The sequence below is a fragment of the Fibrella aquatilis genome (assembly GCF_017353255.1).
Classification (GTDB): domain Bacteria; phylum Bacteroidota; class Bacteroidia; order Cytophagales; family Spirosomataceae; genus Fibrella; species Fibrella aquatilis.
Window position 1 is genome coordinate 1 of record NZ_JAFMYU010000020.1, and the last position, 19,300, is coordinate 19,300.

Genomic DNA, 19,300 nt, shown 5'->3' on the forward strand with positions numbered 1-19,300 from the left:
CGTTAAACTTTAGACTAATTCACCTTCACCCTAAGCACCTCATACGGCCGTTTGCGGGTCGATTTGCCCTTGTTGTTTTTGGCCATGTGGTCAATCTGCGAGGTGGTCACGTAGAGGTAGCCATCGTGGAAAGCGTAGCTGTCGGGCCATTGTAGCTGCACCTTGTCGGTCAGGATGTCAGTACGTTTCAGGGGGGCGGCGGGGTTGCCGTTGGTGGCCAGGCTGTAGAGCGCATAACCCTGAATATCACCTATGTAGAGGTTGCCGTCGGGGTCGATGATCATACCGTCGGTGGTGGTGTATTTGCCCAGGTCTTCTACTTTGGCCTTCACGTCGGCGTCGCTCATGTTGGGGTCTCGGAGGGCGGCGGTGGGTACGCGGTAAAGCTTGTTGTCAGACAACGGCTTGTAGTAGAGCATGTTACCGTCGGGGGTGAGGGCCAGGCCGTCGGAGTTAAACACCACGGGGCCGGTGGCATCTTCCAGCAGTCGCCCGTCGATGGTGAATTTAAACGTTGGGTCGGCCTTTACGGACGGGTGCCCCTGTAGTTTCATCGTGATCTTGCCGCTTTTGATATCGACCACGGCGATACCCCCGTTTTTCGATTCGGTCAAATACACCACCTCACGCCCGGTGTCTACCCGGATGTCGTTGAGGTAGCTGTCGGGGCCAACGATGTTTTTAAACGAATACTGTTTGATGACCTTGTTGGTAGTCAGATCGAAGCAAACCAGCTTGTGGGCATCGCGGAAAACGCCCTGCTGCTTGGGGCTAGCCGGATCAATCACCCAGAGGCGGTCTTTATCGTCCACAAATTCTGACTGCACACATACCCAGCGGTTGGTAGGGTCCTGACCGGGTTTCCAGCTATTCCAGGCCGCATCGGGGTAAGGCTTGGTGGTGCCGTCTTTCATCACCTCTACCAGGGCGTATTTATAAGTGTCTGACCAGTAGGGATAGTTGACGAACATCCGCCCCGTTTTCGACACGGCCACGCCGGTAAGCTGATAGGTATCGTCTTTAAAAATAGGTTCGAGTTTGGCCTGCGCCTGCGTGAGTTGCATTGAGGCGGTTGTCAGCGAGAAGGCCAACCCAGCCTGTAAAAACCATCTTTTCATATCCGTTGTGTTGTTTAGACTTGAAACGGACTGTTTTGTGTGAAGGTTTAGGAAAAGGATGTACGATGTACGAGTTACGAATTACGATTTTTGCTTACGCCAAAGTAAAAGCTGACTGCACCGGCGGACCGGCGTCAGCAACAAATCGTATATCGTACATCGTACATCCTTATGCTCCCTTACCCTACACCCGCCCGGCCCGACTGGCGAACCGTACTTAGTTTACCCGTGCTTGTGGCAGCGCTGGGCTATTTTGTAGACGTGTACGACCTGCTGATTTTCAACATCGTGCGCGTACCCAGCCTCACCGAACTGGGGCTAGACGAAAAAGCCGTGTCGCTGGTGGGTGGGCGAATTTTGAATTTCCAGCAGGCGGGGCTGCTCCTGGGCGGCATCCTGTGGGGCATCCTGGGCGACAAGAAGGGGCGGCTGTCGGTGCTATTCGGGTCTATCATCACCTATTCACTAGCCAACATTGCCTGTGGTTTTGTGGGGTCGGCAGATGCCTATGCCTGGCTGCGGTTTGTGGCCGGGCTGGGCCTGGCGGGTGAGCTAGGCGCGGGCATTACGCTGGTGAGCGAAGTGCTACCCAAACACCTGCGCGGCTACGGTACCAGCGTAGTGGCTAGCGTGGGGCTGCTGGGGGCCGTGGCGGCTTTTCTGACTGTCAACACCAGCGGCAATTGGCGGCTAACCTACTTCATTGGCGGCGGGCTGGGGCTGGCCCTGCTCTTGCTGCGCATTGGCGTACTGGAGTCGGGGATGTACAAGCAACTGCGCGAAACGACCGTGCGGCGGGGCAATTTCGGTGCGTTTTTCACCAACAGCGACCGGTTTCTGCGCTACCTCCGCTGCATGGGCATTGCCTTGCCCACCTATTTCGTGATCGGTTTGCTGGCCACATTTGGTAATGAATTTGGCAAAGCAATGGGTATTCAGGAAGCCATTTTGCCCGGCAAATGCGTGATGTACACCTATATCGGCACGGCTGCGGGCGACCTCTTCAGCGGCTTGTTCAGCCAATGGCTACGGTCACGGCGGGGGGCCATCGGTTGGATGCTGGCGTTTACGGCCTTATTTGTAGCCTTATTCTTGTCAGGGTTAATCGACTCAGCTACAACCTTTTATATCGTCTGCGGCTGCATGGGTTTTGGTATCGGTTACATCGCTATGTTCCTGACCGTGACCGCCGAGAGCTTCGGCACCAACCTCCGCGCCACGGCCACCACCTCCGTTGCTAACAACGTGCGCGCCACCACGTTGCTCACCATCCCGCTGTTTCAATCACTCAAGAATGTACCCGCCCTTGGCGTGTTAGGTGCCGGGGCCACCGTAGCTCTCCTCTGCTTCACCCTGGCCGCCTGGTCATTAAGTGCCCTTGGCGAGACGTATGGGAAGGAGTTGGATTACAGTGAAGGGGCAGGGAGTGTACAATGAATAATGCACAATGACCCATGGCTTCGCGCCCGGATATTCCAGCGCGAAGCCATTGGTCATTGTGCATTATTCATTGTACATTCCCTGCCTACTGATTGCTCAGCACCTGGTCACGGCGGATGTTTTCGGGGGGGGCGCTGTTGTTGCCCTGCCGGTATTCTTTGGCTTTGAAATCGCCGCGCTTCACCGACTTGATGAAGTTAGCCCAGGCAAAGGGGTTTAGGAATGGAATGTTGGTCACACTACCCCGATTGGCAAAAGATTCACGACCCAGAAACTGCTGATTCATAAAATACTGATGGTTCGAAAGAGCCCCCATCGGTGTGGCGTAGGAGGCACGGAGCATGGCGGCGGGGTCCATATTGCGGGCGAGGGCTTCGCGCTCTTTCTCGTCGGGCAGTTTCATATCAACCAGCGCCCGTTTGAAAAGCTCCTCCGTTGGGTAGGGGTACACTTTCACTTCAGACAATAGTTTGACGTCCTCCTGCAAGGCCACCACCGCCGAATAGGTAATCTCGTTGAGGCGGCGGGGAATGATGTGGTACTGCGTTTTGTAGCCCACGTAGCTAAAAATAATGCTGTCGCCGGGGAAAACGGGCAGGGCAAAATAGCCATTCATGGCCGACAGCACCCCCTTGCCCGCCCGGGGAATGAAGATGCGGGCCAGTGGCAGCGGCTCGTTGTTTTTGCCACCGGTGATGATACCCGTGAAGGTCACCTGCCGCTCTTGGCCCTGCGCCTGCCCATCGGTGGCGAGGCTCAGCAAGCCCAGCACCACCAGTAACAGTACACCATATTGTCGAATCAGTTGTTTCATGCCAGTCGCAAGACCCGGTTTTCAGGCCAGGCGTTGCTAGTTAAAGTAACAAAGTAAACGCATGGGCGGTTGCAGCGAGGCAATTAAACCGCTTTTTAACGAATGTTAAGGAGGAAGTATAAAGAGTGAAAGACCGAATGAGTGAAAGATCGCTTGCTTTGGTGTTCGCTCTTTCACTCATTCAGTCTTTCACTCTTTATACATTATGCAAACAACTTCAAAAACGTCAGAATGAAGGGGGCGGCCAGGAGCAGGCCGTCGAAACGATCGAGGAAGCCGCCGTGGCCGGGGATGCTCGTGCCTGAATCTTTGATAGCAATGCTCCGCTTAAACAGCGACTCGACCAGGTCGCCGTAGGTGCCCGTGACCACAATGATACCCCCAATGCAATACCACTGCCAGGGCGGCAGGTCGGGCGCATAGAACGTCAGCCCCAGGGCTACCAGCCCGGCAGCAATGGTCCCACCAATACTACCTTCCCACGATTTTTTGGGCGACACCCGCTCGAACAGCTTGCGCTTACCAAACTTGGTACCGGCAAAATAGGCCCCAATGTCGCTGGCCCAAAGCAGAAACAGGCACCCAAGCACCACGCGGGGCTGGTAGACCCCCGTGCGCAGGGCCAGCACGTTGAGCAGCGCAAACGGCACCCCCACGTAGATGATGCCCAGAAACGTGAAGCCAATATTGGTAAAGGGCTTCATGTCTTTTTTCTTGTAGAGCTTAATCAAAAAGATCATCGACGAGGCCGGGCTAATGAGGTAATACGCCGACTCATGCACAAACCCCATCTCGACCAAAAATGTGAGTACGCTAATAAGGCAACCTACCACCGCGCCATAATATGTGAGTGGCTGGTTGCCGTCGAGGCCTAACAGCCGGTAGAACTCAATCTGTGCTAAGGCGCTGATAACCAGAAACAACAGCGCAAACGTCCAGACGCTGTAAGAAATGCAGAACAGGATGACGGCCACACCAAACACAGCCGCGATAACGCGCTGCTGAAGGTTCGACATGTTAGCTAGCTGTTGTCTCATTATCAAGAATTATCCGCGCCAATATCGCGTCTTTGGTGGGAACATACACCTCATGATTCCCGAAAACGGGGTAAGCGCTGCTCTGTTTATTAATCACTACGGCGTTGATATCCTGTTCGGCCAGTTTGGCTTTCGCCAGTTCGGCCTGATGAGGCAAACGGGTAGTCAAAATCTTTTCCCAGTCGGAAGTCATTCGTTCAATCGTTTAAGCCGGAGGGCCAATACTACACTGAGAGCGGCCGCCAGTAAAGCCACGGGCAGGGGCACTATATCGTTGGCTTCGAGGTCTATGGTGGTCATTTTCTGTTTGTTCAACGCCATCACCACCACCGCCAGCCCATTGTTGACAAAGTGGGCCAGTATGGGTATCCAGAGGTTGCCTGTCCAGACGTAGAGGTAGCCAAACAGCCCACCCAGCAGCATCCGGGGCACAAAACCATAGAACTGGAGGTGAATGGCACTAAACAATGCCGCCGCCAGCCAGATGCCCACGTGCACGTTTCCGCCCGACCAGGCAATAAACTTGCGTTGCAGCACCCCCCGAAACAGCACCTCTTCGCCAATGCCGGGCAATATAGCCACCACCAGTAGGGCCATCAGCAGTTGCGGCACGCCCGAAATAGTGGTCAGAAACTGCGTCAGCTTGGCCACGTCGTCTTCCTTCTGGCGCATCCAGCGTTCCAGCGGGGCCAGGGTGTCGGGCAGGTGCATGTGCTGATTCCACTCGATGACGTAGCCGTTGAAGAGACCGAAAGACAACACAATGGGCACCACCAGCCACCAGCCCAACACCCGGTTGCGAAAGTTGAAATCGGCCAGGGTGCGGCGATCAACCCATTGCCAGTAGAGCAGAGAGGGCAGCAGAAACGAGCAAACATGCGATACGGCCTGTACGCCCATGAGCCACCACCAGCCGTTGGGTACGCTGGCAGGGTTTACCAGCAGCTCGTTTACCGAAAAGCCCTGCCCTTTTACCGATGAGCCTAGGCTAACAACGACCAGCACCAACAACCCGCCGAGGGTCATACCCAGCATGACGATGCCGAAAAACAGTAGCATCGACCGCAGCGGTTGCGGCTCAGGCGTAATGATGTAGGGCGTATTCGTTTCGGGCATATATCCGGTAAATTTACAGCCTGAATCCGACATGGCGAACCAAAAAGGCCATTCTACCTACGAATCGTACAAAAACTAATCTGCCGGGAAAGACGTTGGGATGTACGATGTACGAGGTACGAATTACGATTTTTGCTTACGCCAGCGTACCATTGCTCCGGCGTAAGCAAAAATCGTAATTCGTACCTCGTACATCGTAAATCCCAACGTACATGGCTAAAATAGGACCCATCGAATTAGGCGATTTTCCGCTGCTGCTGGCCCCCATGGAGGACGTCAGCGACCCGCCGTTTCGTGCCGTTTGTAAAGAAAACGGGGCCGACCTGATGTATACCGAATTCATCTCGTCGGAAGGCCTCATCCGCGATGCCGCTAAGAGCGTGCAGAAGCTCGACATTTTTGACTACGAACGCCCCATCGGCATTCAGCTTTTTGGTTCCGACGTAGAGACCATGGGCGAATGCGCCCGCATTTCGACCGGTGCCCATCCCGATCTGATTGATATCAATTACGGCTGTCCCGTGAAACAGGTGGCCTGTCGCGGGGCGGGGGCGGCTTTGTTGCAGGACATCCCGAAGATGGTGCGCATGACCAAAGCCGTTATCGACAATACGCACCTGCCCGTGACGGTGAAAACCCGCCTCGGTTGGGACGACAGCACCAAGAATATTCTGGATGTGGCCGAACGCTTACAGGATATTGGTATTCAGGCACTTACCGTACACGGTCGTACCCGTGTGCAGATGTACAAGGGCGAGGCCGACTGGACGCTGATTGGTCGGCTTAAGGAAAACCCGCGCATCACCATCCCCATCTTCGGCAACGGCGACATCGACTCGCCTGAAAAGGCGCTGGAATACCGCGACCGCTACGGCGTAGATGGCATCATGATTGGCCGCGCCAGCATTGGCTACCCCTGGATTTTCAATGAGATCAAGCATTTCCTGGCCACCGGCACCCACCGCCCCGCCCCCACCGTGCAGGACCGCGTAGACGCCTGCCGCAAACACCTCGATTTCTCGATTCGCTGGAAAGGCGAGCGGACGGGCATTGTGGAAATGCGCCGCCACTACGCCAACTACTTTAAAGGCCTCCCCGATTTCAAACCCTTCCGTATGCGCTTTGTGGTTGCTGACTCGCTTGATGAGTTGCTCCTGATTTTGGACGAAGTGAGTGGGTTTTATGAGGAGCTAATAGCATGACAAACACCACTACCCTCCCCGTTGAACCCGTTGTTGTTCCCCAAAAGCGCCCTCTGCTGGCCTGGGTGCTGCTGACGTGCATGGCCCTGGTATGGGGTAGTTCGTTTATTATGATGAAGAAAGCGCTGGGGGCATTTACCGTGCAGCAGGTAGCGTCGGGTCGGATTTTCTTTGCGTTCCTGTTTTTCGTGCCCTTCATGCTTGTGCAAATCCGGCAGGTCGAGGTGCGGCAGGCGTTGCGGCATCGGTGGCTGGCCCTGCTGGGGTCAGGTACGCTAGGGTTTTTGCTGCCCGCGTTTTTGTTTGCTGAAGCAGGCGCTCACTTAAATAGCTCACTATCAGGTACATTAAACTCGCTTAGCCCGCTGTTTGTCCTGCTGGTGGGCACGCTGGTGTTTGCGCAACGGTTCAAATCTAATCAGGTATGGGGCATTCTGCTGGGCTTTGTGGGGTCGCTGATTCTGGTCTTTTTCAGTGCTACCGGCTCGTTCGCCATCAACGGTTATGCCCTGCTGGTGGTGCTGGCCACGCTTATGTACGGGGCTAATACTAATGTGATTGCCAAGTACCTGGCTCACCTCCCCGCGCTGGTTGCCACACCCTGGACGTTCGCCTTCGTGGGTCCTATTGCCGGTATCTTCCTGCTCTCCACCGACTTCATTAGCCGCGCCACGCAGCCGGGCGTGTGGGAGCCGCTGGGAGCCATTTTGTTTTTGGGCATCCTGGCATCAGGCATCACGTCGGTATTATTTATCCGGGTGGTGCAACTCTCGTCGGGCGTGTTTGCAGCGTCGGTCACGTACCTCATCCCCGTGGTGGCCGTTGTCTGGGGCCTGTTCGACGGCGAAACCATCTACCCCCAGCAATACCTCGGCCTCAGTATTAGTTTGCTGGGTATCTATCTGGTGAACAGGCAGAAGTAAATGAGTTCTTTACCGAATAGATGTAAGCGGTCAGTGAAATAATAATAACTTGGGGTCAGTTCCGAACTCACCATTCGTTATGTTTCAACAACGCTACGTCTACTTGCTGCTGGGCAGCCTGTTGCTTAATGCCTGCAAACAACCCGCTCCTGACGAACCCACGCCTGATCTGGGAGCGAGTTGGCAGACCCATCCCAACTTCCTGTATTCCTGGAAGATACAGTTGAACAGCTTTGCCGACTCCAACCGAATTATGCTGGCAGGCACCACTACCATTGCTATGGCTCCGGGTGCTGAGAACCCCATTACCGACACATCATTCGTCAATTATGGCGGGGTAGCACAAAATTTGGGCGGCCTCAACGTTCGCCCCATACTTACCTCCGCCTTTATGGCGAATTTGACGCAGAGGGCCGTTATCATCTCGCCGACTACCGACCCCGTTGGTGATTACACCAAGTGCTATATACCACTGACATCAATTGATAGTGGGTTCACTGAATACGCCTCGCCCAACTTCTACCTGGGTGAGTCGGCAGTCGTAAACCAGCGGAATCAACTACTCATCCCATATCGGCGTAGCCGGTTGCCTGATGGCTCATTGCCCAGTAGCAACTTATCATTAGCCATCTTGTCGTTGAACGTCTCCGCGCTGCCGGAGAAAGCCATCCGAGTTAACAAAATACGCCTGATCAACATACCCAACAGCACTTACATTTATGCCGTAAACTTGTGTTCAGCTGGCGACAATTTCATTGTGTCTACGAATGAGGGTACTTATTTGGTAACGCCCGATGGTGCATATCGGCAGTCGAGCCAATCAACAATGGCTAAACTCTTCATCTATAATGGGGTTCTTCATGGTGTTGTAAGCCCAAGCAGTTACAACAACTTCAAATACCAATTAGCTACCTCAACCAACCAAGGCAATACATGGGTGGTAATTGGCGATGAATTGCCTGCTACTTACAGTAGGCTACTATATAAGCAGGTTGGAAAAGACTTGATTGCGATATACGGTTCACAATTATTTTTACTAAGACTGACGCCCAACAACTTAACAACGACTGAGCTGGATAGGAATGGCCTGGAAGGAAATCAGATCACTTCCATCGCCCAATTCCGTAATACGGTGTATGTATCGACGCTATCGGGCATATTTACCAAACCGGCTCGTACCTTTCTGACACCGAAAAAGAACTAATGTTCAGGTCTTTGCAACGAGATTTTAAACATTAGACCTTACACTTTAAACTCTCCTTATGTACCAAGCCTCCGTCAACGCCGCACCACCTGTCAGCATCGAGATTACGCCTGCGGGCATTACCCTCAACGAACAGCCCTACGCCTGGGATTTGTCGAAACTCGCTCATAGTCAGTTTCATATTCTGAAAAACGACCGGTCCTTTTCTGTGGAAGTACTGTCGGTAGAAGCCGCAACGAAAACGGTTCGGTTAAAGATCAACGGGCATATTCAGGAGGTGCAGGTGAAGGACCGGTTCGATCTGCTGCTGGAGAAAATGGGCATGAGTAATGCCGCTGTGGGCAAAGTCAACAACATTAAAGCGCCCATGCCCGGCCTTATTGTAGGCATCAGCATCCAACCCGGCGACGTAGTGGCCAAGGGCGATATCGTGCTGATTCTGGAGGCCATGAAAATGGAAAACGCTATTAAAGCCCCCGGCGACGGCACCGTAAAGGCCATCAAAATCCAGAAAGGCGACCGCGTCGAAAAAGGACAGGTGCTGATCGAGTTTTAGCTATTCCTATCTTCTGCATAAATTGTTGAATCAGAATTACTTATAGAGTAGTTGACAGCTTCATAGGCTTCGATAAGAGTGACGAGCAGATTAAGCTCATTACCTGCGGGCGAGTCAATGACTGGGTGCTCGTGCATCAGTGCGTAGACACGTTCCAGCGCGTCATCGTATTGCGCTTAAGTTCTGATCACTTTACTCATCAACTTGTTTGTTTTTTATCCAATCCTTTTTGACTAGTAAAAGTAAGTAAGCGGTATCCTACTTAGGTAGCCAGCGCTGCACACAATAGCTAGCTGCCCCGTTCCTCCTTTCTCCCTTTCCTCCTTTTCTCCCTATATTTGCCCCCGCAAAAAAGGCACCTCTTCATGACTCAACCACCCAAATACAAACGGATTCTGCTTAAGCTCAGCGGCGAGGCCCTAGCTGGCCCCAGTGGCTATAACATAGACCCCGCTATTCTGGAGCAGTACGCCAAAGAGATCAAACAAGTGCTCGATATGGGCGTTGAAGTGGCCGTGGTGATTGGTGGAGGCAATATTTTCCGGGGAGTATCGGGCGAACGGTCGGGTATCGACCGGGTGCAGGGCGATTACATGGGTATGCTGGCCACGGTCATCAACGCCATGGCGCTACAAAGCGCGTTTGAAAAACAGGGCATGTACACCCGCGTGATGTCGGCCATCAAGATGGAGCAGATCTGCGAACCGTATGTGCGGCGGCGGGCCATCCGACACCTCGAAAAAGACCGCGTGGTCATCTTCGCCGCCGGAACGGGCAACCCCTATTTCACCACCGACAGCACCGCCGCCCTCCGCGCCAACGAGATCGAGGCCGATGTGGTGCTGAAAGGTACCAAAGTGGATGGCGTCTACACCGCCGACCCCATGAAAGACAAAACGGCCACTCGCTACACCCACATCACGTTTCAGGACGTGTATGAAAAGAAACTGAGCGTGATGGACCTCACGGCCTTTACACTTTGCCAGGAAAATAACCTGCCCATCATTGTCTTCAACATGAACGAGCAAGGCAGCCTCCTCCGCCTCGCGCAAGGCGAAGACGTGGGTACTTTAATAACCGTTGATTTACCAGAAAATCAGTCGTAAGTCTGAGAGTCGTAAGTCGTAAGTCGGCTGACGCGTCAGCACTAATCGTGCGCAAGCCGACTTACGACTTACGACTCTCAGACTTACGACTTCTATGACAAATGGAAGAGATCGAATTATATCTCGATGATGCCAGAGACACGATGGAGAAGGCATTGAAGCACCTCGCCATCGAATTGACCAAAATCCGGGCGGGCAAAGCCTCTGCCGAAATGCTCGGCGGTATTCAGGTCGAATACTACGGATCACTGTCGCCGCTGACCAACGTGGCCTCCATCACTACACCCGACGCCCGTACGCTGGTGATCAAGCCCTTCGAGCGGAAGCTCATTGGCGAGATTGAAAAAGCCATCCGTAACAGCAACGTTGGCCTGGCACCCAACAACGACGGTGAAGTGATTCGCCTCAGTGTGCCGCCCCTGACCGAAGAGCGCCGCCGCGAGCTGCTGAAACGGGTAAAACAGGAGGTGGAAGTAGCTAAAGTGAACGTCCGCAACATCCGCAAAGACACCAACGATTCGATTCGGAAGCTAACTAAAGAAGGCGTATCTGAAGATGCTGTAAAAATGGGCGAAGAGCGCGTACAGAAACTGACTGACGCATTTATTGGCAAAGTAGATGACACCTACACCACTAAAGAACGCGATATCCTGACGGTGTAGAACCGATTCATTGGCAACGAAAAAAGGCCATTCCTGCGCAGGAATGGCCTTTTTTCGTTGCTGTTTAATGTGATTTATGGCCAGCGCATTACTGAACTGAATAATTAAGTTATTGCTCAGTTCAAAGAATCATCAATGCCACTAGGCTAGCCGCCCGTTTCAGTTACAGCAGTTATTCATTAACCGAAACGCCGGACTGCTTCGGCTGAACAAAAAACCTGCAAACGAGAGGCTTGCAGGTTTTCTAAAGACAGCTAAGGGAACGGGTACTATGTACCTATCCCGATTCAAAGATAGGTACTGTGGTAACAATACCTATTTCTTGCTGAATTCACGGTTATAAGCCGCTGCATATAGTTCTTCTTCGGGCAGGCTTTTGAAGTAATCGTAGGTGATCTTCAGGCCCTCTTCGCGGCTTACTTTTGGCTCCCAGCCCAGAATAGCTTTCGCTTTGGTAATGTCGGGCTGGCGCTGCTTGGGATCATCAACGGGCAGGGGTTTGAGAATCAGCTTCTGCGATGTGCCAGTGAGCTTAATGATCTCTTCGCCAAATTGCTTGATCGTGATTTCCACCGGGTTACCAATGTTTACCGGCTGGGCGTAGTCGCTCAGGAGCAGGCGGTATATGCCTTCTACAAGGTCGTCTACGTAACAGAACGAGCGCGTTTGTGAGCCATCGCCAAAGACGGTGAGGTCTTCGCCGCGCAGAGCCTGCCCAATAAACGCGGGCAACACCCGACCGTCGTTGAGGCGCATGCGGGGGCCATAGGTGTTAAAAATACGGACAATGCGCGTTTCCAGGCCGTGGTAGGTGTGGTAAGCCATGGTGATGGCTTCCTGAAAGCGCTTGGCTTCGTCATACACACCGCGCGGACCCACCGGGTTTACGTTGCCCCAGTACTCTTCGGGCTGAGGGTGTACGTTGGGATCACCGTATACCTCCGACGTTGAGGCGATCAGCACCCGCGCATTTTTTACCCGCGCCAGGCCCAGGCAGTTGTGAATACCCAACGAACCCACTTTCAGCGTCTGAATCGGAATCTTGAGGTAGTCAATCGGGCTGGCTGGTGAGGCGAAGTGCAGGATGTAATCCAGTTCGCCCGGTACGTGGATGAACTTGGAAACGTCATGGTGATAAAACTCGAAATTGGGCAGCTTAAAGAGGTGCTCAATGTTCCGCAGATCACCCGTGATAAGGTTATCCATCGCAATGACGTGATAGCCTTCTTTAATAAACCGGTCGCACAAGTGTGAACCAAGGAAGCCCGCGCCACCTGTAATCAAGACTCTTTTCATAGTAGTCAGTTAGGCTTGTTGTTCGACAGTAGCGTTGATTACTTCTCTACCAATTGAATAATACGTATAGCCCAGTTCGCGCATTTGATCTAGTTCATATACGTTACGACCATCGAAAATGACTTTGTTTTTCAACAGCAGGTTCATCTTCTCGAACTCAGGCGTACGGAACATCGGCCATTCGGTCATGATCACCAGCGCGTCGGCATCGTCAAGGGCGGCGTAGGACGTGTGGGCGAAGGTGACCTGGTTGCCCAGAATTTGCCGTACGTTATCCATCGCTTCGGGATCGTAGGCCGTCACTTTGGCACCTGCCGCCAGCAGATCACGAATGTTGTCGAGGGCTGGCGCTTCGCGAATGTCATCGGTATAGGGTTTGAACGCCAGGCCCCATACGGCAATGGTCTTGCCTTTCAGATCGCCGCCAAAGTGGTTGGTAATCATGGGCAACAGCCGCTTTTTCTGGGCGTAGTTCACGTCCATCACCGACTGCAACACCTTGAAATCGTAGTCGTAATCCTGCGCGGTGCGGGCCAGGGCCTGTACGTCTTTAGGGAAACAGCTGCCGCCGTAGCCAATGCCCGCAAACAGAAACCGCTTACCAATGCGGCTGTCTGTGCCAATACCCTTACGGATGTCATCGACGTTGGCACCTACCTTTTCGCAGAGGTTGGCGATCTCGTTCATAAACGTGATTTTAGTCGCCAGAAAAGCGTTGGCAGCATATTTGGTCATTTCGGCCGACCGCTCGTCCATGAAAATAACGGGGTTCCCCTGCCGTACCAGCGGTGCATAGAGCCGGTTCATCACGGCCTTGGCCTTATCTGATTTGGTGCCAATCACCACGCGGTCGGGCTTCATAAAATCTTCCACGGCCACGCCTTCACGCAGGAATTCAGGGTTCGACACCACGTCGAAATCCACCTTGGCGTTTTTCACAATCCCAGCGTGTACCTTTTCGGCAGTGCCTACGGGCACGGTGCTCTTGTCAACGATGACGGCATACTGCTCCAGAATGGGGCCAAGGTCATTGGCTACGCCCAGAATGTACTTCAGGTCGGCAGAACCGTCTTCGCCGGGAGGGGTTGGCAGGGCCAGAAAGATCACCTCGGCACCTTTGATGCCCTCGGCCAGATTGGTGGTGAACTTTAGGCGACCTTCCTCTACGTTGCGGTAGAACAGCACGTCGAGGCCGGGTTCATAGATAGGAATGATACGGTTGTTGAGTTTTTCAACCTTCCGCTCGTCGATATCGACGCAGGTAACCTGGTTACCGGTTTCGGCGAAGCAGGTGCCGGTAACCAGCCCTACATACCCCGTGCCTACTACTGCAATTTTCATATAATTGGTTTATACCAAATGGACGTGCAACTGATGGGCTAGTCATTACCCGATTTGTACTTTTCGGGTATACGGACCAGCGCCCACAAAAATAGGCGTTTTTCATAAGAGGCCCACATTTGCAGCAAAGACACTGATTGAGTGGCCCTTTAACCCAAACTTTTTTTTGGAAGACCAGTCGTCAACAGGCTAAACAGGCCCTATATCTATGGTATTTTATTCAGATAGAACTATAAAATTCTGACTGATGGTTAGTTGGCATTTCGGCCCATTTATTGCCTATCTTCCTCAATAACAACCTCTTTCTATCGTCGTTTTTATTATATACATTACATAGACTTCATCAACTGAAAGCCTTAACCGGCCCCGCATAATGACTACTGAAATTGTCCAAAACCAAGTCCACGCTCACTCTCCCACCGACGCCCCCGCCATGACACAGCTCATTGCCGACACGGTGCGTGACTTTGCCGCCCGCGCTATTGCCCCCCACGTACGCGAGTGGGACGAGGCTCAACACTTTCCTGCCGACCTGTTTCGGCAGCTTGGTGAACTGGGCGTGATGGGTATGTTAGTGCCCGAAACCTACGGCGGTGCAGGCCTGGGCTACCACGAATACGTAGCGGCCATTGTGGAACTATCGAAAGTAGACGGGGCCATTGGCCTGTCGATGGCAGCGCATAACTCACTCTGCACCAACCACATACTCATGTTTGGTAACGAGGCACAGAAGCAGCAGTACCTGCCCCGGCTGGCATCTGGCGAACACCTGGGTGCCTGGGGCCTCACCGAACCCAACACCGGTTCAGACGCGGGCAATATGCGCACCCGCGCCGTGCAACAGGCAGACGGTAGCTGGCTACTGAACGGGGCTAAAAACTTTATTACCCACGGCCGGTCGGGCGATGTGGCAGTGGTGATTGCCCGCACGGGCGAGCCTAATACGCCCCGCAATGCCACGGCTTTTGTGGTAGCGCGCGGCACCGACGGCTTCCGGGGTGGTAAGAAAGAAGACAAACTAGGCATGCGGGCCTCCGAAACCGCCGAAATGATCTTCGACGATTGCCTGATACCTGACAGTCAGCGCCTTGGCAACGTGGGCGAAGGCTTTGTGCAGTCGCTGAAAGTGCTCGACGGGGGGCGGATTTCCATTGCCGCCCTTAGTTTGGGCATTGCCATGGGTGCATACGAAGCCGCTCTGGCCTACGCCAAAGAGCGGCAACAGTTTGGGCAGGCGATCATGAATTTCCAGGGTATTTCGTTCAAGATTGCTGATATGGCTACCGAGATAGAAGCAGCCCGGTTGCTGATCGAGCACGCGTCGGAATTGAAAAACAATCATCAGCCTGTGACCAAGGCCTCGGCCATGGCCAAGTTGTTTGCCTCGGAAGTGGCCGTGCGCGTGGCCAACGATGCCATCCAGGTATTGGGCGGCTATGGCTACCTGAAAGATTTCCCGGTCGAGAAATTCTACCGCGACGCCAAGCTCTGCACCATTGGCGAGGGCACCAGCGAAATTCAGCGACTGGTCATTGCGCGGCAACTTCTTTAAAAAAGGCGTCTTCTGTTTGCTGTTTTTAGTCTTCTGTTGCTCCGCGTGCGGCTTACACTTGCGAAGCAACAGAAGACTAAAAACAGCAAACAGAAGACGCCTTTTTTAGAGATTGAAAACTTTTTCTCGTTTGTTGGTATTTATAATACAAGTAAAATATATACTTGCACTATATATCATAACTGTATTATAAATCCAACGCCCCATGATCCGCCTTAACCATGTGCAGACGCAGCGCCTTTTTGCCCTGCACGACTACATTCACGACCATTTTACCAAGGCCGACTGGCTTAAACTGGCCTACCTCACTAATAGCCTTGACGTGGTGGAAGATCACCCCCGTTTGCTGCGTAGCCTCGATTTCGACGATGACGACTACGAAGGAAACTGCCTGCACGTACTCTCCAAACTGACCGACGGCAACGATCATCGTCTGGCTATGATTGAACAGTTTGTAGCTGAAAAGAAAGCAAAACAGCCCAATGCAGCACCTGTGGGCAGTTTTGTCTCGACTAACCGACGCACCGAGCCTGAGCGCGTGATCCGGTTTGCGCCCGACGTGTTTCAGATCCCTGACAAGCCCGTTGACCCTAACGTACTGAGCGTGATGATGCCATTTGACGTTCGGTTTGCGGGGACGTATATGGCTATCCGTAGTGTCTGCGCCCGGCTGGGTATCCTCTGCAAACGCGCCGACGACATTTGGGACAACAGTATTCTAATGCAAGACGTGTTCGACCTAATCTTCACAAGCCGGGCCGTCATCACCGATTTCACGGGTCGGAACCCCAACGTATTTTACGAAACCGGCGTGGCCCATACGCTGGGCAAACTGGTGGTGCCCATTACGCAGTCGGTCGATGATATTCCGTTTGATCTCCGGCACCACCGCGCCCTCACCTACTTACCCACCCGCGAGGGCCTGCAAAAGTTCGAGCTTGACCTGGAGCGCAAACTGACGGCTGTGTTTCGGTGAAAGGAGGAAGGGTCTTTTCTCCTTATCTTTACATATAGGCTTTATCAACTATTTGGGGCCGTAACAAAACCAATTTCATGAAAAAACAACTCTTCGTGCTAACGGCCACATTGCTGGTATCGGTTGGCCTATTTGCCCAAACCGCCACTGACGTAGTCAATAAGCACATTGATGCCATTGGTGGTCTCGATAAGATAAAAGCGGTTAAAAGTGCCCAGTATGATCAGCACATGTCAATTTCGGGCGTGGAGATGACGGGAAAGACTGTCGTAATTGTGGGGCAGGCTATGCGTACTGATGTAACGGTGATGGGCCAACAAATTACGCAGGTTATCAACGGCGATGCGGGCTGGAGCATTAACCCCATGCAGGGCGGCAGCACCCCGCAAGATACCCCCGCCGAGCAGGTAGCCCTCTCGAAAGGCAACACCGAACTGACCGGTTTGCAGCTAGCCTACGCCAGCATGAAGGCTTACCCGATGGTGTTGAAAGGGACCGAAAAAATGGGGACCGCCGACCGCCTGCGCGTTGACGTTACCCGCCCCGAAGCCACCGTGAGCTACTACCTCGATCCGCAAACCTACCTTATCACCAACACCAAAGCCACGGTAACAGCCGGTGGCCAAAAAGTGGATGTAGAAAGTGCATTCGGCGATTATAAGCCGGTGGAAGGTATCACGATGCCCTTCACCGTCGACCTGAAAGCACCAGGTATGCCATCAAACCTGACCACTACCGTCGATAAAGTAACGCTCAACCCCACTATTGACCCGGCGGTTTTCAACAAACCGAAATAAGTTTTCAGTCTTCAGTTTGCCGTCTTTTGTTGTTACGAATGCGAAGCAACGGAAGACGGCAAACTGAAGACTGAAAACTTATTTCGGCACTAAAGCTTTGTCTATTACCGTTATAGACTTATCATCAAGTCTATATTGTCTTGCTTAAACGTGTTGGATTGTCTCTTTTAATGGCCGTTGCCCGTCCTGCGGCAGCCGCTATCACCAAGCTCAGCCACGCACCATTAGTGCCCAAGAGCGACTCTCGAAAACAGCCTCTACGATTTGTCAGCGCCGATTTAGTGCCTGTAGGTCGTTCATTACGTGAGGTTGAACTTCCCCTGTTAAACGTCGAATTTTGTGGTGAATCCATGCCGCTCGAACAGGCCGATGTGCTAAGCCGCTGGCAGCACGTATTCACCTTGTTCCGATCCCATTCGGCTAGTATTGGCGATCTTCGGCAGCGGGCCGATGCCTTTTTTCCGCTTATCGACTCTACACTGGCGGCCTATGATATCCCCGCCGATTTCAAGTATATCCCTCTGGCCGAAAGTGGGTTGAAAGCGCGGGCTGTTTCGCCGAAGGGCGCCGGTGGATACTGGCAACTGATGCCCGGCACCGCCCGCGACCTGGGCCTGAAAGTAGGTGGCAGACGAGACGAACGGTTCAACACCCAAAAAGCCACCATTGCAGCCTGCCAATACCTACGGCGACTGTACGATCTGTTTGGCTCGTGGTCTCTGGTAGCGGCGGCCTATAACGTGGGACCGGGCTATGTAAAAAAACAACTGGCCCGGCAAGCTAAATGCACTTATTACCAGATGAAGCTCCCCCGCGAGACCCGTTATTATCTGTTTCGGGTGCTTCTCTACAAAGAACTCCTCTCCCGCCCCGACGACTACTCGTCTTTCCTAGGCGTGTCTCCGCTTACTGCGGCAAAACTATTCTGAAGAAGTCTTCTGTTTACAGTTTACTGTCTTCTGTTGCGATCCGAAGCCGGATCGCAACAGAAGACAGTAAACTGTAAACTCTTTCTACTGCCTCGCCCGCACGGGCAGGCCTTCCAGTTGGGCGAAGCTCAGTTTCCAGGTATCGTCGGCGGCTTTCTTCCAAAGGAGAGTAAAGTTACCCTCGCCAATGCCGCGTGGTTCGCCGGGGGCTTCAGGCAGTACATCAACCGAATAAGTACCAGCTTCATAGGCCATAGTAGCGTCATTGCCGGTACTGATGGCACTCGTTTTCAGGTTGGTGATGGTCGGTACCGTGGCGCGAACCCACTTCTCAGCCACCTCCGATTTACCGGTGAAGCGGCTTTCGCCCTGTAGAAACTGCACGTTATCGTCGAGCATCGCCACGACTTTGTCAATTTCCTTATTGTTCCAGGCCTGGATGAACTGCTGATCCATTGTGGCTACGTTGGCGGTTTCACCCGACTTGCAGGACACAAACAGGGCTACAAAGGCCAAAAGGGGCATGATCGTCTTCATAGTGTGTGAGTTTTATGTGAAAAGAAATTAACCGTAAGGGGCAGGAATTTCTTAACGAACCCTTGCCCCTTATGTTTTAACTAACTATCAGTGAACTGTTTACCAGCTCTTGCGGCGATATTCTGAGTTAGGATACGCCGAGTTGGGGTCACCATAGGCGGTGTTGAGCAGGTAGCCGTTCTTAGTCAGCACGGGCAGTTCGGCCTCGGCCACGGCGGGGGCTACTAGAGCAGCACGCGTAGTAGCTGCTGGTGTAGCTGCACGATGACTGGCGAAACCGGCGTTGCGTTTGCGTTCGGTGTGGTAAGCAGGGGCTGTACGGGCAGCGTATTCGCGCTGTTCAGCAGCCTGCGCAGCGGCGGCAGCCCGCTTATGGCGGTTGCTGATTACTTTACCCACACCATAACCGGCGGCAGCACCCACGGCAAGGCCTACACCCGCACCCAGTTGCCGGTTACGTTTGTTGATAAGCGCGCCAGCTACGCCGCCTACACCAGCACCAATGGCTACACCTTTAGCTTCGGGAGTCCACCGGCGACGAGGGCTTTGTGCTTCAGCAAACGAGTTGAGAAGAAAGGCCGCTAATAGGACCAGGGCGATCAATCGTTGATTGGTTTTCATAGTAAACGTTGGTTTTTAAGCGTGTCTATCACTGTTTACTACAGCTTTGACAGACAGCCGAGCAAAGGGTTTA

At 53.2% G+C, this 19,300-nt stretch carries 20 protein-coding genes; 11 read left to right on the forward strand and 9 right to left on the reverse strand.

Annotated elements, in window-relative coordinates:
- Window positions 1-14 precede the first annotated feature (14 nt).
- The gene (locus tag J2I48_RS20775; protein WP_207337424.1) at window positions 15-1,118 is read right to left on the reverse strand and encodes an L-dopachrome tautomerase-related protein; all 1,104 of its coding nucleotides are present in this window, start codon (window positions 1,116-1,118) and stop codon (window positions 15-17) included.
- Window positions 1,119-1,289: 171 nt separating this feature from the next.
- Between J2I48_RS20775 and J2I48_RS20780 the strand changes: the two genes are divergently transcribed.
- Entirely contained in the window at window positions 1,290-2,555 is a 1,266-nt protein-coding gene (locus J2I48_RS20780) for an MFS transporter (RefSeq protein WP_207337425.1), read from the forward strand.
- Between the two features lie 88 nt (window positions 2,556-2,643).
- Here J2I48_RS20780 and J2I48_RS20785 read toward each other — a convergent pair whose 3' ends face one another.
- The 4 genes from J2I48_RS20785 to J2I48_RS20800 form a co-directional block, all read right to left on the reverse strand.
- Window positions 2,644-3,372, reverse strand: coding sequence for a carboxypeptidase-like regulatory domain-containing protein (locus J2I48_RS20785; RefSeq protein WP_207337426.1), 729 nt, complete (start codon window positions 3,370-3,372; stop codon window positions 2,644-2,646).
- 203 nt (window positions 3,373-3,575) lie between these two features.
- Window positions 3,576-4,409 (reverse strand): phosphatidate cytidylyltransferase, encoded by an 834-nt coding sequence (locus J2I48_RS20790; RefSeq protein WP_207337427.1) that lies wholly within the window; start codon window positions 4,407-4,409, stop codon window positions 3,576-3,578.
- A complete protein-coding gene (locus J2I48_RS20795; RefSeq protein ID WP_207337428.1) occupies window positions 4,390-4,602 on the reverse strand; it encodes a putative signal transducing protein in 213 nt (70 codons plus the stop codon). The genes J2I48_RS20790 and J2I48_RS20795 overlap by 20 nt, the downstream gene beginning before the upstream one ends.
- Window positions 4,599-5,525: a CPBP family intramembrane glutamic endopeptidase gene (locus J2I48_RS20800; RefSeq protein ID WP_207337429.1), complete on the reverse strand. Its 927-nt coding sequence runs from the start codon at window positions 5,523-5,525 to the stop codon at window positions 4,599-4,601. Before J2I48_RS20800 ends, J2I48_RS20795 begins: the two co-directional genes overlap by 4 nt.
- Window positions 5,526-5,737: 212 nt before the next feature.
- Between J2I48_RS20800 and dusB the strand changes: the two genes are divergently transcribed.
- The 6 genes from dusB to frr all read left to right on the forward strand — a co-directional run bounded on the left by dusB (window position 5,738) and on the right by frr (window position 11,178).
- Window positions 5,738-6,727, forward strand: a complete 990-nt coding sequence (gene dusB, locus J2I48_RS20805; RefSeq protein ID WP_207337430.1) for a tRNA dihydrouridine synthase DusB — start codon at window positions 5,738-5,740, stop codon at window positions 6,725-6,727.
- A complete protein-coding gene (locus J2I48_RS20810; protein WP_207337431.1) occupies window positions 6,724-7,650 on the forward strand; it encodes a DMT family transporter in 927 nt (308 codons plus the stop codon). The genes dusB and J2I48_RS20810 overlap by 4 nt, the downstream gene beginning before the upstream one ends.
- A gap of 79 nt (window positions 7,651-7,729) precedes the next feature.
- Entirely contained in the window at window positions 7,730-8,854 is a 1,125-nt protein-coding gene (locus J2I48_RS20815; protein ID WP_207337432.1) for a hypothetical protein, read from the forward strand.
- 58 nt (window positions 8,855-8,912) lie between these two features.
- Entirely contained in the window at window positions 8,913-9,410 is a 498-nt protein-coding gene (locus J2I48_RS20820) for a biotin/lipoyl-containing protein (protein WP_207337433.1), read from the forward strand.
- A gap of 365 nt (window positions 9,411-9,775) precedes the next feature.
- Window positions 9,776-10,516: a UMP kinase gene (pyrH, locus tag J2I48_RS20825; protein WP_207337434.1), complete on the forward strand. Its 741-nt coding sequence runs from the start codon at window positions 9,776-9,778 to the stop codon at window positions 10,514-10,516.
- A gap of 101 nt (window positions 10,517-10,617) precedes the next feature.
- A complete protein-coding gene (gene frr, locus J2I48_RS20830; protein ID WP_207337435.1) occupies window positions 10,618-11,178 on the forward strand; it encodes a ribosome recycling factor in 561 nt (186 codons plus the stop codon).
- 315 nt (window positions 11,179-11,493) lie between these two features.
- Here frr and J2I48_RS20835 read toward each other — a convergent pair whose 3' ends face one another.
- Entirely contained in the window at window positions 11,494-12,474 is a 981-nt protein-coding gene (locus J2I48_RS20835) for a UDP-glucuronic acid decarboxylase family protein (protein WP_207337436.1), read from the reverse strand.
- Between the two features lie 9 nt (window positions 12,475-12,483).
- Window positions 12,484-13,815, reverse strand: coding sequence for a UDP-glucose dehydrogenase family protein (locus J2I48_RS20840; RefSeq protein WP_207337437.1), 1,332 nt, complete (start codon window positions 13,813-13,815; stop codon window positions 12,484-12,486).
- 433 nt (window positions 13,816-14,248) lie between these two features.
- Here J2I48_RS20840 and J2I48_RS20845 point away from each other — a divergent pair, with 433 nt between their 5' ends.
- The 4 genes from J2I48_RS20845 to J2I48_RS20860 all read left to right on the forward strand — a co-directional run bounded on the left by J2I48_RS20845 (window position 14,249) and on the right by J2I48_RS20860 (window position 18,069).
- On the forward strand, window positions 14,249-15,367 hold the full coding sequence (locus J2I48_RS20845) for an acyl-CoA dehydrogenase family protein (protein ID WP_229376598.1): 1,119 nt from the start codon (window positions 14,249-14,251) through the stop codon (window positions 15,365-15,367).
- Between the two features lie 205 nt (window positions 15,368-15,572).
- Window positions 15,573-16,343 (forward strand): hypothetical protein, encoded by a 771-nt coding sequence (locus J2I48_RS20850; RefSeq protein WP_207337439.1) that lies wholly within the window; start codon window positions 15,573-15,575, stop codon window positions 16,341-16,343.
- A gap of 77 nt (window positions 16,344-16,420) precedes the next feature.
- The gene (locus J2I48_RS20855) at window positions 16,421-17,140 is read left to right on the forward strand and encodes a DUF4292 domain-containing protein (RefSeq protein WP_207337440.1); all 720 of its coding nucleotides are present in this window, start codon (window positions 16,421-16,423) and stop codon (window positions 17,138-17,140) included.
- Between the two features lie 350 nt (window positions 17,141-17,490).
- Window positions 17,491-18,069 (forward strand): lytic transglycosylase domain-containing protein, encoded by a 579-nt coding sequence (locus tag J2I48_RS20860; RefSeq protein WP_229376600.1) that lies wholly within the window; start codon window positions 17,491-17,493, stop codon window positions 18,067-18,069.
- An 84-nt stretch (window positions 18,070-18,153) separates the two neighbouring features.
- Here the strand turns inward: J2I48_RS20860 and J2I48_RS20865 are convergent, their stop codons facing one another.
- Together J2I48_RS20865 and J2I48_RS20870 are read right to left on the reverse strand one after the other, a co-directional pair.
- Window positions 18,154-18,606 (reverse strand): YybH family protein, encoded by a 453-nt coding sequence (locus J2I48_RS20865; RefSeq protein ID WP_207337442.1) that lies wholly within the window; start codon window positions 18,604-18,606, stop codon window positions 18,154-18,156.
- A 99-nt stretch (window positions 18,607-18,705) separates the two neighbouring features.
- Window positions 18,706-19,227 (reverse strand): YMGG-like glycine zipper-containing protein, encoded by a 522-nt coding sequence (locus J2I48_RS20870; RefSeq protein WP_207337443.1) that lies wholly within the window; start codon window positions 19,225-19,227, stop codon window positions 18,706-18,708.
- Window positions 19,228-19,300 lie beyond the last annotated feature (73 nt).